Origin of the sequence: Belliella kenyensis, assembly GCF_022549675.1 — a bacterium.
Classification (GTDB): Bacteria; Bacteroidota; Bacteroidia; order Cytophagales; family Cyclobacteriaceae; genus Belliella; species Belliella kenyensis.
Genome location: NZ_JAKZGR010000003.1, coordinates 183,136 through 199,578, shown reverse-complemented (window position 1 = coordinate 199,578; position 16,443 = coordinate 183,136). Strand labels below are relative to the sequence as shown.

Sequence of the window (16,443 nt, the reverse complement as noted above, 5' to 3'; positions counted from 1 at the left end):
TGAAATGGGTGGAAAAAAAATCAAGTTTTTTTAAAAAAAAATTAGCAGAAATAATATTCTGAAAAATCAGAGGTTATGCATGTAAAATGAAAGGTACAAGGCGAGCATATACTCATCCAAAAAACTCCTTGTCAACTTAATGGCTCTGCTTCTTTGAGATTTCACTGTATTAATTGATATACCCATTCTTTCTGAGATCTCACTGTATTTAAGTCCTTCAATACAAGACAATTCAAAAACTTGACGGCATTTGGCAGGTAAAGAATCTAAAGCATGGTATATCAACACGTGTAATTCTTCTTCAATCACAGCTGGCCCTTCATCGGCAATTTCGTGATTATCAATTTCAGAAAACATCATCTTACTATTTGACTTGAGGTAATCTAGGGCTTTGTTTCTTAAAACACCAAAAAGATAAGCCTTCAACCTGTCGTATTCATCAAACTGACCTTGTTTCTCCCACATGATCACCATCACATCTTCCACCAGCTCCTCAGCAATTTCTTTGCTCTTCACAAACTTGTACGCGTACCCAAAAAGTCCATAAAACATCATATCGAAAAGCATTTTGAAAGCTTTTTGATCCCCCCTATTCAAATTATTCAATATTTCATTCTTTGTCATTTGCTATTCTTTCTATCTCAATAAACGAGGTCATCTTGTTTATGAAATATTATTAATTCTAGCGTTTATTTAAGTCAAAAAAATAGTCTCAAATAGACAATCAACTGTTTTATGAACACTTCTTGATTGTTTATATTCGAAACTTAGCGGAATCCACACTTAATTCCAACAATTTCCCTCAATTGTAAAGCATTTATCCTGAAATCATGGATTAAATTAACTAAAAAAAGCTGTCTAACATTTGTTAGACAGCTCTTCATTAAATTGTTAGTATTGGATTAGAAACTAAATCCTGTAGTTACTTTAAAGAAAGAATCACTTCCAGCAACTAAATCAGTACCAAAAGATAATCTAGCAAAAGCACCACCTGTTGGCTTACTAAACTGAATATACGGACCTAACCACTGATATACATCAGAAGAAGAAGAGACATTTGATCCACCAGTGTTGATTAAGTGCTCATAATGTGCTCCCACAGAAAAGAAATCTGAAGCCTTTACACCAAAGTTTGCCCAATAGTGAAGGTAAGACAAAGTTGTACCATTTGCAGGTGCTTCATTTCTTAAAGGCGCATAATATCCTAAGTATATCTCACCTTCAGTTTTTGCTTTATCAAGACCAATTGTCAAGTTTGGAACAATACCATCTCCAAATATGGAAGGTCCATTTGTACCTGAAGATAAAAGATTACCTCCTGTTATACCAATTTGTGGGCTAATGCTTAATCCCTCTGCTGGTTCAAGACCAATACCAACACCAAACTCAGTCCAGTTACCCCATGGTCCACCTCCAGCACCTGCACTATTGTTACCACCAGACCATAGAATTCCGTAAAATGTAAAGTCAACATTGCTACTTACACTATATGAACCAGCAAAGAATGGATAAAATCCAAAAAAGGTATCTGAGTTTAAAGTAACATCCATGCTGAATCTGCTATCATCTTGAGCAAGTGCAGGAGCTGAAATCAATACCAAACAAAGCGCAACCAATGCTGAGGCCTTTGCCAATACTTTTGTAAATCTGTTTTTCATTGTTTTAAATAGGTTTTTGTTAGAAATAGGTTTTAAAAACATCCTTATAAATCATTTTTTATGTTTTATACTGATATAACAGTTTCAAATTTAACCATGATTTTATAAAAGACAACATATATCAGTTTTTTTAATTAAAAAAATAAGCATAACATAGATTTATTATGGAAATTTCAAAAAAACCAGTCAATTATTATGTCGTATAAATTCTAAAACAGGGCATAATTAAAATACTAAGTCATTTCCAACACTTTAATTATGATTTTTTAACAAAAAAAATCTTTTATACGATTAGAAAATCGACTGATTTTGTTCAAAAAAACAAAAAATCAAAAAAACCAGACCCAATATTAACCTACTTACTTATTGAGCATAAAAAAAGCCCTGCAATCACTTAAAATGAATTGCAAGGCTGAATTCAAGGCACATACTGCTTGAATCGAATACTATTCTCAACGCTTAGCGTAATTTTTCACAGTCTCTATAAATACCTTTACCTTATCTGGGCTAATATCAGGATAAACACCATGACCTAGGTTTGCTATATGCCTTCCACCCTTAAACTGATCCATCATTAGGTTTGTAACCAGTTCCACTTCTTTTGCAGAACCATATAAGGCAGCTGGATCTAAGTTTCCTTGTAATGTCTTATCATCACCTATCATCTTGCGTGACTCAGCAACACCCATATTCCAATCAAGGCCAATAGTCTCACAATTTAGTTTACCCATCTGCTCTCTGGCAAAAAACGCTCCTTTGGCGAATACAGTTTTTGGCACTTCATTGATTGCGTCACAGATCTGAGCTATATACTTTAGGGAGAATGTCTCATAATGCTCAGGAGGTAATATTCCTGCCCAGCTATCAAACAATTGGATCAGATCAACTCCTGCTGCTATTTGAGCCTTCAGGTAATTGATCGTACTATCTGTGATCATCTGGAGTAATTGATGCGACATTTCAGGCTGGGTGTAGAGCATGGCTCTTGCTTTAGAAAATGTCTTGCTTCCTGATCCCTCGATCATATAGGCAAAAATAGTCCAAGGTGCACCTGCAAAACCAATCAATGGCACTCTCCCATCCAGCTCTCTTTTGGTGATTTTGATCGCATCGATCACATAGCTCAGGTCATCTACTCCATCTGCAATCCTCAGCTTTTTCAAATCCGCAACTGAGCTTACTACATTTGGAAACCAAGGACCTCTCTTCTCCACCATTTCATATGGTAAGCCCATAGCTTCTGGAATCACCAAGATATCAGAAAAAATAATGGCAGCATCTACACCTAAAATATCCACTGGCTGTATAGTAACTTCTGCAGCTAGTTCAGGAGTCTGAGCAAGCTCTATAAATCCACTCACACTTTCTCTTACCGCTCTATACTCTGGAAGTATCCTACCCGCTTGGCGCATCAGCCACACTGGAGTTCGTTCTACAGCTTCACCTTTGGCAGCCCTAATCAATAAGTCGTTTTTCAATTGCATGTCGCAAAGATAAGTCAGGAAATTAAATTAATAGAAAATGAAGCATAAAATTGGAAATTGAATTTTAACTTGTTCTTTTATGCAACTATTTCAATAACGTAAAAAAAACAAAACTAGATTACTCCAAAAATTTCAAAAAACTCATAAAAAAAGCCTCACAAGGAGGCTTTATTATTTTAGTTCAATTTGATGATATCTTCTTCTGTTTTGTCTAGTAGCTTCATCACTCCGTCAAAGTCCGAATAATCTATCCTTGCATTTGCTCCCATTGGGTCTACAGGGAGAATTACAACTCTGAAAATTTGATTGTCTCTATACTCCGAGGGCAATTGTGACAAATTAAAATTCCCTTCCATGAATATATTGTAATCAAACATCGTAAACTCATAGTTATAGAAAAATATACCTAACTCTGAAAACTCGATATTCATTTGCGGAAGCAATCTCCATACATCCACATTATCCTCAATTCTCCAAAGGGCATAGACCAAAACTTTATCAGTCTCCTCAATGGTATATGGGAAATCTCGAAACCCTGTGCTGAAATTATTATTAGAATTAAAATTGATAAAATCAGTCTCAAATACTTGACCTACAATGGTAACACCATCAGCCCCTGGAAGACCTGGAGAACCTGGAGGTCCCATCGGTCCTTCACAGGCAAACATGGCAATCATGCCAAATGCAAGCACTCCTTTGATAAAATTCTTCATAATGCTAAATTTAAATGTGGATATTCTTTTTCTACGACCTTTTGGAAACATAAGTTTCACATGAGTGATATGAGCGGGTTTACCAAAACTATACCAAAATCAACTCCTAATAAAGTAAAGAGTAAAACCTCCAGTTATTGGTTAATAAGCCCAATAACTTGGACAGATTCGGTATCAATGATTTTATCCAAATACAAAAAAGGTTCTTTTGATCCTTGATTCTTTAAATGTGTCCTGATTTTGGACTTAACTTTATTCGGCCCTGGCATGACAAGCCGATGAGCATTTACATGCGCTACTATACCTAGATCAGCTGTAAACTTGTACGTCTCAAAGCCTGGAATAGAATCTTGAGCTTCAATGCCGACGAAGACTTTCATTGTATCTAGTTTCCCTGCTGGCTCTACATAATACAAGGTAAAAAGAGGTAAACTTCTCTTCGAAGCTTCCCCTCCCACTTTCTCGAAAGTATGCCTGATCTGTTCATCTTGAGGCGTACCTTCGAAGGTCAAGCCATGCAGTACAATACTTGGCTCATCCAGTGTGGTAAAAGTCACCTCGTTGAAACCGCCTAAGTTTTGAAATAGAATTATCCCAATCGTCAGCAATGACCCTACAATAGCACCTACAATGATTCTATTTCTCATTCTAAAACAAGTATCTCACTCCTATCCCACCTTGCAACTTCACATGTCCAAACCTATCCAATAACTCCATAAAGAGACCAATTTCTGCAAAAATACTAATAGGTAAATCGTCAAAGTAGTATTCACTTCCTCCGAAAATCTCTGGGCCTATATCTATGTTTCTTCTAGATTCTCTGTAAAAGATACCTGTGGGAGAAACAGACGGATCAGTATAAGTATAATCTACGCGCGTAGACCTCAACTGAAGACCGGCACCTGCATATGCTAAAAGGTATCCTTGATCTATATTCAAGTCATCTGTAATATCTTCATGATAAGCCCCTCTCACATTGAAGGAAAATGATGACCCTGTACTGTGACCAGCATAAAAAGCATTGGAAGTGGGTCTATTGTTGTCAAAAGATCTAAAGTAATACTGGGCACTATTTGCTCCTGCTCTACCAAACATCCCCTCTATTGCAATATTCCCATCCAAAAATTTCTTGTAAGTAATGGACAAAGGCTCACCTAGTCTTATTCCTATCCCGTCCTCTTGCGCATTTGCTAGAAATGCCACCATCATCATGGCTACAGTCAGTAACTTTTTCACGTTATTTATTTTTATTGGTTTAGTAATCGATTCCCCATCACCTCAAAACCGAGGCCAGATATTCATTCTATTAAAATTAGACCATTTAAATAGCCATAGACTTGAGTTGCATTTTATGCAAATTGGCGTAATAGCCCCCTAGGTTGAGCAGGCTCTCGTGTGTACCTGACTCCTTAATCTCACCTTGATGAAGCACGATGATTTTATCTGCCTTTTGTATCGTAGATAGTCTATGTGCTATAACTATCGAAGTTCTTCCTTTCATCATTTTATCTATGGCTTTTTGTATCAACTCCTCAGTTTCTGTATCTACTGATGAAGTCGCTTCATCCAAAATAATGATCTCCGGATTGTACACCATCGCTCGTACAAATGAAATCAATTGCCGCTGACCAACGGAAAGTGTAGCTCCCCTTTCTTTGACATTGTAATCCAATCCTCCAGGTAGCCTTTCGATAAACTTTTTAGCACCCACAAGCTTGGCTGCATGCATGACTTCTTCTTTGCTAATATTTGGATTCCCTAAGGTGATATTGTAATAGATCGTATCAGAGAATAAGAAAACATCTTGTAAAACAACACCGATGTGTTTTCTCAAGATACTTAATTCAAAATCTCTAATGTCAGTGCCATCTATTTTTATATTTCCCTTATTGATTTCATAGAACCTACTTATCAAATTGATAATTGAAGATTTGCCCGCACCCGTGGCACCTACCAAAGCGACAGTCTCTCCATGTTTGACTTCAAAATTAATATTTTTGAGTACATACTCCTCATCGTTGTAAGCAAACCATACATTTTCTAGTTGGATATTTCCTTTGATTTTCTCAGGCTTAAAAGTACCCTCATTTGGAATCTGATCATCACTTTCTAGAAGCTTAAATATCCTGCTTGAGCTTACCACACCCATTTGAAGGGTATTGTACCTATCTGCTATCATCCTGATCGGTCTGAAAAACAACTGGAGATACATGATAAAAGATATCAAAACTCCTACTTTGATCTCCAAATCAAACACACCAGTAGCACCATACCAGACGACTAAACCAATCCCAATGGCTTGAATAATCTCTGCGACTGGAAAATATATCGCATAATACAATACAGACTTTACATGCGCCTTTCTGTGGTCTCTATTGATATCTTTGAATTTCTCGTATTCACGCTTTTCTCTGTTGAACACCTGCACGATGTTCATCCCCGTGATATGCTCCTGTAAGAAAGAGTTGAGATTGGACACGGCATTACGCACATCATTGAAAGCTACTTTGATCTTCTCTTTGAATATGTATGTCGAAATTATCAAAAGTGGCAATGTACTCAAACTCACTAATGTGAGCTTCCAATCAATATAAAACATCACTCCCAAAATGGTAACAAGCTGTAGCAAGTCTCCTACAATAGCTGCCAACCCTTCACTAAACACGTCAGCCAAAGTCTCTATATCGGAAACATTCCTAGTTACCAACCTTCCGATTGGAGTATTATCAAAAAACTTTAAGCGCATCTTTAGCAAATGGCGATAAAGCTTCACTCTTATGTCTTTGATGATCACCTGACCTATCCAGCCAGACAAATAGGTATGTACAAACTGAACTATGGCTTGCAACACCATCAAACCAATTAATAAGTAAATCACCTTTACCAACCCATCGTAATCGCCAAGCGCGACATGATCATCTATAGCAACTTGGATAAAATAAGGCCTCGTTGGTGCTAAAACCGCCAGTGCGAATGTAAGAAAAATAAGAAAGTAGAACCTACTTTGGTATGGCTTGATAAACTCATAGAGTTTCTTCAGCACCTTGGTGTCTACGATATCACCACTTTTTACATTTTCCTGTTCTAGGCTCAAAATCTTAATCTATTAACAATTCTACACAAATATATCTTCTGGATAAACTACGCTGCAAAGAAATAAGCCTGATGCAGGAGCTGAGGAACCTGCATTAGAACGATCTTTGCTATCCAAAACCTCTTGAAACTGCTCCAAAGTCAACCTCCCCTCACCTACCAGTACCAAGGTACCTACAATCGCTCTTACCATTCCTCTCAAAAACCGATTCGCTGTGATATGAAAGTGAATTTCATTACCTATTTGTTCCCAGAATGCAGTTTTTATTTTACAACCAAAATGATTTACGTCTGTTTTTACTTTGCTAAAACATTCGAAATCTTCATGGCTAAGAAGTAATCTTGAAGCTTGATTCATAGCCAAAATATCCAAAGGTCTATAATAGCACCAATTTAGTCCATTGCCAAAAGGATCTTTTCGGGTAGCAATCTTGTAAACATAACTTCTCCATACTGCGTCAAATCGCGCATGCGCTTCATCTCTTACGGGTAATATACTATAAACGGCTATATCTTTTGGCAATAGTGCATTTAGTTTCTTGAGAAAATCAGGGAGATGAATTTCCGACTCGATAACCACATGAGCAAATTGCTGACTTGCATGAACACCCGTATCTGTCCTGCCAGAACCCATTATTGCCACGGGTACACGTAAAAGTGTCGAAAGGGCTGTTTCGATAGTCTGCTGTACAGAAGTAGCATTTTTCTGAGATTGCCATCCATGATATGCTGCACCATTATAAGCTATTTCTAGAAAATATCTTTTTGAAATTTCAGTCACAGCTGCAAAGATACTATTACATCCTAATTTCTGCATATGATTCCAAGCAATTATCCTCGGTGGTTAAAATGCTTTTTATAAAAAAATGAATAAGGATAACTTTCCCTATAAAGATCAAAAATATAGGATTGAATTAGTTTTAATATTTTTCTCTGCTTATAAGGTTCAAAATGGTTAAATACTTATTGACTTTTATTGAAAGCGACAGATTAAATGATAATTCTAACAGGGAAAAGAACAAAAAATAGCTTCAGATCTCATCATTGGGCTGAGATTTTTTAGACCATTGATTCAATATTTTATATTCAAATCCACGACACTCCTTTTGGCAATTCTTGCGATTGTTCGATTTACACCCTTTCTTTGTCAAAACTTCAAAAAACATGATACAAAGAATTCAAACCATATTCTTATTTCTTGTGGCAGTTGCCATGATTTTAGTAGTGATCTTCCCTATTTGGCAACAAGTAAACCCAGGCCAAACCCAAATGATGACCCTTTCGGCGTGGAATTTAGTCCTGATAGATATTCAAACACAAGAAGTAGTAAGTTCGAGTAGCAAGTTCTATTTAGGCGTATTATCCATCATAGCTGCTGGGTTAGCATTGTTTAGCTTATCTCAATACAAAAACAGAGCGAAACAGATGTTTCTAAATATGATCAACTCCTTAGTCATGGTCGTTACGTTGGGATTGATCGTATACACCACATATCAAGTAAATGCTGACTTTAATCCTAATGCAAATGGTGCATTTGTTCTTGGGTTTTGGGCAATTTTCGGTGGTATGATCTTAAACTTGCTTGCCAATAGGTTTATAAGAAAAGACGAAATGCTTGTCAGATCTGTGGATCGAATCAGGTAATTTCAATGATTCTAAGTTATTCGTAAAATCTGTAGAACTTTCAAGTTTTTATAGATTAGCAATCATTTCTTGACACCTAAAAGGTCTTTTGCAGATAAATCAGTCATAGCAAAAAATTGTAAATTTTAGGTGAAAAAACAAAGGGACTAAAAAGAAGTCCCTTTGTTTTTTTTGAATGCTCAAATTATCTGCAACGAATACCTACTCACTCCAGCTCATTGGATATTTAGGATCTACAAATTCTAACCCTTGTGTGGTAACATACATAGGCTTGAATGTATCCAACATCACAGCCAATTCTTCAGTTGCTTTTGCTCCGATAGATTTTTCCACTGTTCCAGGATGTGGGCCATGCGGTAGCCCACCCATATGTAAAGTAAATGATCCACGATCTATTCCCTTTCTACTCATAAATTCACCCTCTGCATAATATAGAATTTCATCAGAGTCAATATTGCTATGGTTGTAGGGAGCCGGTATAGCTAGTGGATGATAGTCAAATAACCTCGGCACAAAAGAACATATCACAAAACCCCAAGCTTGGAAAGTTTGATGCACAGGAGGCGGCTGATGAATTCTTCCTGTGATAGGCTCAAAATCATGGATAGAAAGTGCATAGGGATACAAATATCCATCCCAGCCAATGATATCCAACGGACTGTGCCCATAGGTATATTGATGTAGCATATCCTGCTTTTTGATCTGAACTAAGTAATCGCCAGCTTCAGATTCGGTATATAGCTCGCCAGGAGGTCTGATATCTCTCTCACAATATGGTGAATGCTCCAGAAGCTGCCCTACTTCGTTCCTATATCTCTTTACCGTTTCGATAGGTCCTTTGGACTCAATCACTAGCAGTCTAAGTGGACCAGTTGTATTGAATTCGAATCTGTATATCGTCGTCCTTGGAATTACAATGTAATCTCCCTGCCTCACATCTAATTTCCCAAATTGAGAATACATCACCCCTTCTCCATCATGGACATAGATAAGCTCATCCCCATCTGCATTTTTGAAATAATAATCCATTTTACGCTCTTCTGGTGAGCAAATCCCCATCATCACATCATTATTCTTGAGCAGCATTTTTCTACCAGAGAGATAGCACTTGCCTGTCGTACCCACTCCAGCTGTCTTTAAGTGAGTCTGTTTCAATCCATGCGATTCAGCTATATCCCATCTGTAGGAAACTGGATCACCAATGTGCTTTACATTATTGGGATTATGTATATGGTAAAGATTGGAATAGATGCCAGAAAAACCTTTAGAGCTCACCAACTCCTCCTTGTATAGACTCCCATCGGGTTGTCTAAATTGTGTATGTCTTTTGGGTGGAATACTTCCTAATCTACAGTAATAGGCCATGTTTTTTGGGTTTATATTTATTTCAAAAATAAGGAATTATGTTGACCTGCTCATACTAAGGTGAAAATATTTCAATGGTAAAAAGTATAGAGTCGGAAAATTGAAGAGGTTAAATATATAGCTTAAAGTGCATTTTCACGATGAAAGAATGGAAAGTTGAAAAATTTGATAGCTTCTAGGGATTAAAAAGTTAAAATAACCCAACCACAGGAATGCTGTGGAAATACAAAAGATGGACTAACCCTTGCTAACGCAAAAAAAGAGCGATTTGAGGTCGCTCTTTTATATTTTTTGCCTATTGTATTTGTATACAATTGACTTTAAATCTACTCGTCAAATAAGAACTTGCTAAGCTCTTCTTTAGCTGCACCAGTTTTTTTCTGAAGTTTACCTAAAAGTTGATCTTCTTGACCTTCAGCATATACCAAATCATCATCGGTAAGCTCACCATACTTTTCTTTCAACTTACCCTTCATTTCGTTCCAATTCCCTTTTAATTTCAATTTTAAAGACATAATAGTAGTTGATTAAGGTTAAAATTTTATTTGATAGAATTATTACAACAACCATTCCAATCCCTAGATTAAATGAAAAAAAATCTAAGTTTATTTTCATAAACCAAAACAAAAAGAATTTAAATATCTTAAGAAACATTCCAAAAACTATCCTTGTTGCTTCTAAAATACCACTAGCTAATACTTCATCAGAATAATCTTAATAATATGACGTGGATTCATAAGCCTTTACAAAACCTTCAAAAATTAGTATCTTTAGGTTTTCAATTTTTACAAACCTGTATAGCATGAGTGAAGCCGTAATTGCGAAAAAACCGGAAAGTATATTAAAAGAATTTTTTGGTTATTCTGAATTCAGAGGAAATCAAAGGCAAATTATTCAATCCTTACTTTCAAAAAAAGACACCATAGTATTGATGCCTACAGGTGGTGGAAAATCTGTTTGTTATCAAGTGCCCGCCATGGTTTTTGAAGGTTTGACTTTGGTGATATCTCCATTGATATCCTTAATGAAAGATCAAGTAGATGCACTCCATACAAATGGGATTCCAGCTGCCTTCATGAACTCTACACAAAGTCATAGCGAGCAGCGATTCATATCATCTCAAATAGAGTCGGGCAAGATCAAGTTACTTTACATAGCTCCGGAGAGATTGTATAGAGGTGATTATCCGCTGGTAGATTTTCTCAAAACAATAAACTTATCACTAGTTGCTATAGACGAAGCCCATTGCGTATCCCAGTGGGGGCATGATTTTAGGCCTGAGTATTTGAACATTGGGGAGCTCAGGAATGCTTTTCCCAATATTCCATTTATTGCCTTGACAGCCACGGCAGACAAGATGACAAGAAAAGATATAGCTGAAAAGCTTGGCTTAAAGTCTCCTCAGTGGTTTGTGTCCTCATTCGACAGAAGCAATATCACGTATCGTGTCACAGCTAAAAGAGATGCTATGGGCAAGTTGTTAGAGTTTTTGGACTTTCACAAAAAGAACTCTGGAGTAATCTATTGTCTTTCGAGAAAAAACGTAGAAGAAACAGCCACAGAACTTCAAGCTAGGGGATTATCAGCTCTCCCCTACCATGCAGGATTGCCAAGAGAAGAGCGAGAAAAAAATCAAGAGCTGTTCATCAAAGATGAAGTCAAAATCATGGTGGCTACTATCGCATTTGGAATGGGTATAGATAAGTCCAATGTGCGTTTTGTCGTCCACATGAACATGCCTCAAAATATTGAGGGGTACTATCAAGAAACAGGAAGGGCTGGAAGGGACGGGCTTCCAAGTGACGCCTTACTTTTCTATTCTAGCCAAGATGCTATCACATTGAGTAGAATGCTCGATCAAGGAGAGAATCAGCAATTTGTAGATGTGATGCAGGACAAATTGGAAAAAATGAGGCATTTCTGCCAGACAAAAATTTGTCGAAGAAAATACCTACTCAATTATTTTGGTGAGCAGCATGAAGGAGACTGTGGCAACTGTGACATTTGCTTTCAAAAGGGGAAACGCCAAGACATGACAATACCCTCACAGATGCTCTTGTCGGCAGTGGCAAGGTTAGGAGAAAGCTATGGTATTGGCTATGTGGTATTGGTTCTCAGAGGTTCAAAATCCACCAAAATTCAAGAGGCCCATCAAAAGTTAAGCGTATACGGGATTGGCAAAGACAGGCCAGAATCTTTCTGGAAGAATTTGTGCGATAAATTGATGCAAGAAGACTATCTAGCTGAGGCAGGCACTCAATTCCCCACATTAAAGCTTACTGAATTTGCTTGGCAAAAGCTAAAAAACAAAGAAAAAATACTCCTTCCTATGGATGATACACTGGCAGATGTATCCAATAAGCCTACTGAATATCATGAGGAGCTATTAGATGAATTAAAATCCTTGAGATACCGCATTGCACAAAAAAGCGCTGTACCTCCATATGTCGTATTTGCAGACAATGCATTGATAGAAATGGCCACTTACTTACCCACAGATGAGTCAGCATTTTTGACTATAGCTGGTGTAGGTCAAGTAAAAGCTCAAAGCTATGGTGAGGATTTTATTAAACTAATTTCAAGCTACGTCAGTAAACATCAGCTGACTCCAAAAAGAAAAATTCAGCCTAAGAAGGCAACACCATCTCGAGGCTCGGCATCCGAAGGGTTATCTCTTAAGCTCTATAAGGAAGGTAAAAGCATATTCCAAATAGCTCATGAAAGAAATATGACTCCCAATACCATAGAAGACCACCTCGTCAATATGGTAAAAAAGCGAGAAGTAGAAGCCTCCGAATTCATCTCAAAAGATGACATCCTAAACATAAGGCTGGCATATAGAAGACAAGATTCTCATTTTTTAAAACCCTTGAAAGAACATTTTGGAGAAAGATACACCTACTTCCAATTGAAAATTGCTTTGGCAGAAGAGCGCTGAGTTGATTCAAAATCACCTCTCTATCTTTAGCAATACATATAATATAAAGTATTTGAGTACTTGAGAGAATCACATTCGACCGAGAAATATCCTTTTATTACCAACAGGAAGCTAAAATCCGCATGGAAATATTGCTATAGGGTGATTTATAGTGAGAATAATCCTTCCAGGATTCACTTGACTACTTTTAATAACTGATTGCATATCAATTAAAACCTGGAAGGTGTGAAGATTTAAGTTAAAAACTAATATTTAATTATTAAGTAATTAGTTCTTGAATTTTAACCTAATTAAATTGGGATACAAAATCCACACTTTCAATATGTTTAAAGTTAATAGATTTCTGATCCCCATTTATGCGCTTTCCCTACTCAGCTGCAATTCTTCTCAAAATCATACCGAAGATAATAATACACAAAAGGTTTCTTTAGTAAAACAAGATAGCATTCATATTAACTACTTAGGAAACCCAAGTGTTCACGATATTAACCCAAAAACCGGAACCATACTATTCGTGAATTCAGAAGAGACAAAAGAAACCATACATGTAGCAAATTTTGACGGTGAAGTTGAATTCAGCTACCCGAAATTTGGTGACATGCCCGATACTTATGGTATTCTGTTCGCACCTTTGAAAATCATTGGAGTAAATGAGTTTTTGGCTTATGGTATCAACGGTTTGTTGAGCTATGATTTTACTGGAAAAAACATTTCTAAAACACGAATATCAGAAATACACCCATACAATTTTGCTAGAAGATCAATGGGGTATGCAATTGGAGAGATAGAAGAACATTATATTTATATTGATCAAGGTTCAAGATCTGCGGACTATAGTGACTTAAAAATCTATGAAGAAGTTCATACCATGATCATAATACATAAAAGTACTGGTGAAAAAACTCCCATAATAAAAATCCCATCCTCAAGTTTGTACAGGAATGGTCAATTTTTTCACAGAGATGATTGGGCACCAATTTTTGAAATTACAGATGAAAATCTCATGGTGATTTTTGGTGGAGAGCCTAGAATCTATTTTTTTGACAAAATTTATCCATTTGATTTGATCAAGTACATTGATTTATCATTACCTAATTACAACTATTTCCAAGGTGACCCTCAATTCAATCCTGATTCTTTTAGAAGATGGTTCTCATCAGGTCAAATTCATACCATTACATATTTTGAAGATCATTTTGTGGTTGGTTATTTCCCTGGTTACGATAGTCAAGATCAAATTGAAAGCATGGAAAACAAATCTCCTGAAGAAGCAAGAGCTTTTGGAACTAGAATGAGGGAAAAATACTTGGATAGAGTTGCTATTTTTGATTCAACTGGTGAACTGCTGTTTGACTTTGCACCAGAAGATTATCACCCTAGAAGCATCATCCAAAGAGATGGATCCTTATGGGCAATGCAAAAGGAAAATCAAGATGTAGAACTAGACTATTTCGGCATTTTCAAAATAGGTTTTAGTAAAAAATAATATTGGTTTTAATTTCTCATAGAAAGGATGTATGGATCAAAGAAGATGATCTTAAAATTTTTAAGAAATACCAAATAAGAAAGTCAATGATGAAAGCTTGAATAGCTAATTTAGACAACTAACAACTAACTCATAAGTGATCTCTCATCAAGAACTTTTGAAGTTTATCATTTAAAAAATTGAATTGAGCACCAAAACCAGATTCTTGTCGTACTTTTAAGATCAAATCTAAGCTCATGGCCAAGTCTTTTTCTTTTTGGAGTTTGTTCAAAATTAGCCGTCCTGTTAATTTGATTATTGTGGCTTTTGCGCAGCTTATGACAGCGTATTTTCTCGTAGAAAGAAGCCAGTTAGGCTTACCAGTGCTACAAGACATAAACCTCTACCTTCTGGTATTCTCTACTGTGATCATCACAGCGGCTGGATACATGATCAATGATTACTATGATGTCAAGATCGATTATATCAACAAGCCTGATGAAGTAATTATTGGTAAAGGTCTAAAACGAAGGATGGCTATTTTTTTCCATTCGGTACTCAACTTTACGGGAATTGGAATAGCTTGGCTAGTTAGTCCAAGAGTTGGTGTAATTACATTTATCGCTGCATTTTTATTATGGCTCTACAGCAACCTTCTGAAGCGCTTACCATTCATAGGAAATTTCGTAGTGGCTCTTTTGACGGGTTCATCAATCTGGATCATTGGCTACTATTATCAGCAATCCGAGCTTTTGGTGTCCGTTTATGCAATTTTCGCATTTTTCATCAATCTTATCAGAGAGATCATCAAAGATATAGAAGATCGACAAGGGGATCGAAAGCACGGCTGCAAAACACTCCCCATAGTATTAGGATTCAGAAATACAAAACGAGTAATATTTGCTATCGCATTGGTATTTGTAGTGGCTATCCTGACTGTAGCTTTCAAAATCAACAAGCCATCTCTCTTCTACTATTTTGGAGGACTTAGTGTTTTGTTTTTTCTCTTTATGTATAAAATCTACATCGCCGACCGCAAAGAGCATTTTAGTCAATTAAGTATATTGTCCAAACTTCTAATGCTTACAGGGATCATTAGCATGGGACTTTTGTAGTTTATTAGATTTAGTAAACCAATAAATGCCTCAAAGTAGATTTTTCAATCAACCTTGAGGCATTTATAAATTTATCCCCTCTTACAATTTTGAATCATTCAGTACATTACTTCTTCTATGATTTGCTCTATCAATCCTTCTGGCTATTGATCAAATAGGGAGTTTTACCATCAGTGATGATTATTTTTGTATTTGGAGAAGTGGCAAGCTCTCTAAATGCCTCTATGCTTCGTAGTTCGATAATCTCCCTTACAAGACCCTCGGCTAGAATTTTTTGAGCTTCACGAGTACCCTCTGCTTCAATCTTTCTTCTCTCTGCTTCTTTTCTTTCTCTTTCTAGAATATACTCCATTTGTTGAGCCTCTTGCTCAGCTTGAAGTTTTCTTTCAATTGCTCTGCTTAGCTCATTTGGCAGCTTAATGCTTTTCATCAAGACACGTTCTACAACAAATCCCCTATCTCTCAAGGATTCGTGCATCCTATCTAATATTTGATTTTCTATCTGACTTCTCATGCCTGAGTGCATATCCTTAGCCATATATTGTGCAGTCACATCTGCCGCAGCAGATCTGAATACATTCAAAATAAGCACACGCTCATAGTTCTCACCGACATCTTCAAGAATAAATGGCACCTTATTTTTTTCGATATTATAAAGAATGGATATTTCTGACTCGATTGTCAAGCCTTCCTTACTTGGTAAATTCAATTTCACTTCTTGATTCACCGTTTGAATAGGCACCTTGATTACTTTGGTAGTGAAAGGATTGAACCCTACAAGACCAGCGTCTGAGATATTGTCATTCAATTTTCCAAACTTTCGTTTTACGCCTACTTCACCTTGACGCACCACAGTACATGACGAAAGTAAAAGAGCAAAAATTGACAAAAAAAGGATATTTTTCATAGTATTTAAGATTAGTTACACGGTGATAAACGGACAATAACATACATAAGGTTGCGCATTA

Annotated in this window: 15 protein-coding genes; 4 read left to right on the top strand and 11 right to left on the bottom strand. The window is 36.6% G+C overall.

Annotated features, from left to right (window positions below):
* Positions 1-66: 66 nt before the first annotated feature.
* The 8 genes from MM214_RS04205 to truA all read right to left on the bottom strand — a co-directional run bounded on the left by MM214_RS04205 (position 67) and on the right by truA (position 7,765).
* Entirely contained in the window at positions 67-624 is a 558-nt protein-coding gene (locus tag MM214_RS04205) for an RNA polymerase sigma factor (protein WP_241292375.1), read from the bottom strand.
* Between the two features lie 278 nt (positions 625-902).
* Positions 903-1,658 (bottom strand): DUF6733 family protein, encoded by a 756-nt coding sequence (locus MM214_RS04200; RefSeq protein ID WP_241292372.1) that lies wholly within the window; start codon positions 1,656-1,658, stop codon positions 903-905.
* A 452-nt stretch (positions 1,659-2,110) separates the two neighbouring features.
* The gene (gene hemE / locus MM214_RS04195; RefSeq protein WP_241292370.1) at positions 2,111-3,142 is read right to left on the bottom strand and encodes a uroporphyrinogen decarboxylase; all 1,032 of its coding nucleotides are present in this window, start codon (positions 3,140-3,142) and stop codon (positions 2,111-2,113) included.
* 176 nt (positions 3,143-3,318) lie between these two features.
* A complete protein-coding gene (locus MM214_RS04190) occupies positions 3,319-3,855 on the bottom strand; it encodes a hypothetical protein (RefSeq protein WP_241292368.1) in 537 nt (178 codons plus the stop codon).
* 134 nt (positions 3,856-3,989) lie between these two features.
* Positions 3,990-4,502: a hypothetical protein gene (locus MM214_RS04185; RefSeq protein WP_241292365.1), complete on the bottom strand. Its 513-nt coding sequence runs from the start codon at positions 4,500-4,502 to the stop codon at positions 3,990-3,992.
* A 1-nt stretch (position 4,503) separates the two neighbouring features.
* Positions 4,504-5,091, bottom strand: a complete 588-nt coding sequence (locus MM214_RS04180; protein WP_241292363.1) for a hypothetical protein — start codon at positions 5,089-5,091, stop codon at positions 4,504-4,506.
* Between the two features lie 85 nt (positions 5,092-5,176).
* On the bottom strand, positions 5,177-6,949 hold the full coding sequence (locus MM214_RS04175) for an ABC transporter ATP-binding protein (RefSeq protein ID WP_241292360.1): 1,773 nt from the start codon (positions 6,947-6,949) through the stop codon (positions 5,177-5,179).
* 21 nt (positions 6,950-6,970) lie between these two features.
* Positions 6,971-7,765, bottom strand: coding sequence for a tRNA pseudouridine(38-40) synthase TruA (gene truA, locus MM214_RS04170; protein ID WP_241292357.1), 795 nt, complete (start codon positions 7,763-7,765; stop codon positions 6,971-6,973).
* Positions 7,766-8,112: 347 nt separating this feature from the next.
* Here truA and MM214_RS04165 point away from each other — a divergent pair, with 347 nt between their 5' ends.
* Complete coding sequence (locus MM214_RS04165) at positions 8,113-8,592, top strand: DUF4293 domain-containing protein (protein ID WP_241292354.1); 480 nt, start codon at positions 8,113-8,115, stop codon at positions 8,590-8,592.
* A gap of 201 nt (positions 8,593-8,793) precedes the next feature.
* Here the strand turns inward: MM214_RS04165 and MM214_RS04160 are convergent, their stop codons facing one another.
* Both MM214_RS04160 and MM214_RS04155 read right to left on the bottom strand, forming a co-directional pair.
* Positions 8,794-9,957, bottom strand: a complete 1,164-nt coding sequence (locus MM214_RS04160; protein WP_241292351.1) for a homogentisate 1,2-dioxygenase — start codon at positions 9,955-9,957, stop codon at positions 8,794-8,796.
* Positions 9,958-10,283: 326 nt separating this feature from the next.
* Positions 10,284-10,472 (bottom strand): CsbD family protein, encoded by a 189-nt coding sequence (locus tag MM214_RS04155; RefSeq protein WP_241292348.1) that lies wholly within the window; start codon positions 10,470-10,472, stop codon positions 10,284-10,286.
* Between the two features lie 287 nt (positions 10,473-10,759).
* Between MM214_RS04155 and recQ the strand changes: the two genes are divergently transcribed.
* The 3 genes from recQ (at position 10,760) to MM214_RS04140 (ending at position 15,475) form a co-directional block, all read left to right on the top strand.
* Complete coding sequence (gene recQ, locus MM214_RS04150) at positions 10,760-12,895, top strand: DNA helicase RecQ (protein WP_241292346.1); 2,136 nt, start codon at positions 10,760-10,762, stop codon at positions 12,893-12,895.
* Positions 12,896-13,217: 322 nt separating this feature from the next.
* Positions 13,218-14,381, top strand: coding sequence for a hypothetical protein (locus MM214_RS04145; protein ID WP_241292342.1), 1,164 nt, complete (start codon positions 13,218-13,220; stop codon positions 14,379-14,381).
* A 236-nt stretch (positions 14,382-14,617) separates the two neighbouring features.
* Positions 14,618-15,475: a geranylgeranylglycerol-phosphate geranylgeranyltransferase gene (locus MM214_RS04140; protein WP_241292339.1), complete on the top strand. Its 858-nt coding sequence runs from the start codon at positions 14,618-14,620 to the stop codon at positions 15,473-15,475.
* A gap of 130 nt (positions 15,476-15,605) precedes the next feature.
* Here MM214_RS04140 and MM214_RS04135 read toward each other — a convergent pair whose 3' ends face one another.
* The gene (locus tag MM214_RS04135) at positions 15,606-16,382 is read right to left on the bottom strand and encodes a prohibitin family protein (RefSeq protein ID WP_241292337.1); all 777 of its coding nucleotides are present in this window, start codon (positions 16,380-16,382) and stop codon (positions 15,606-15,608) included.
* Positions 16,383-16,443 lie beyond the last annotated feature (61 nt).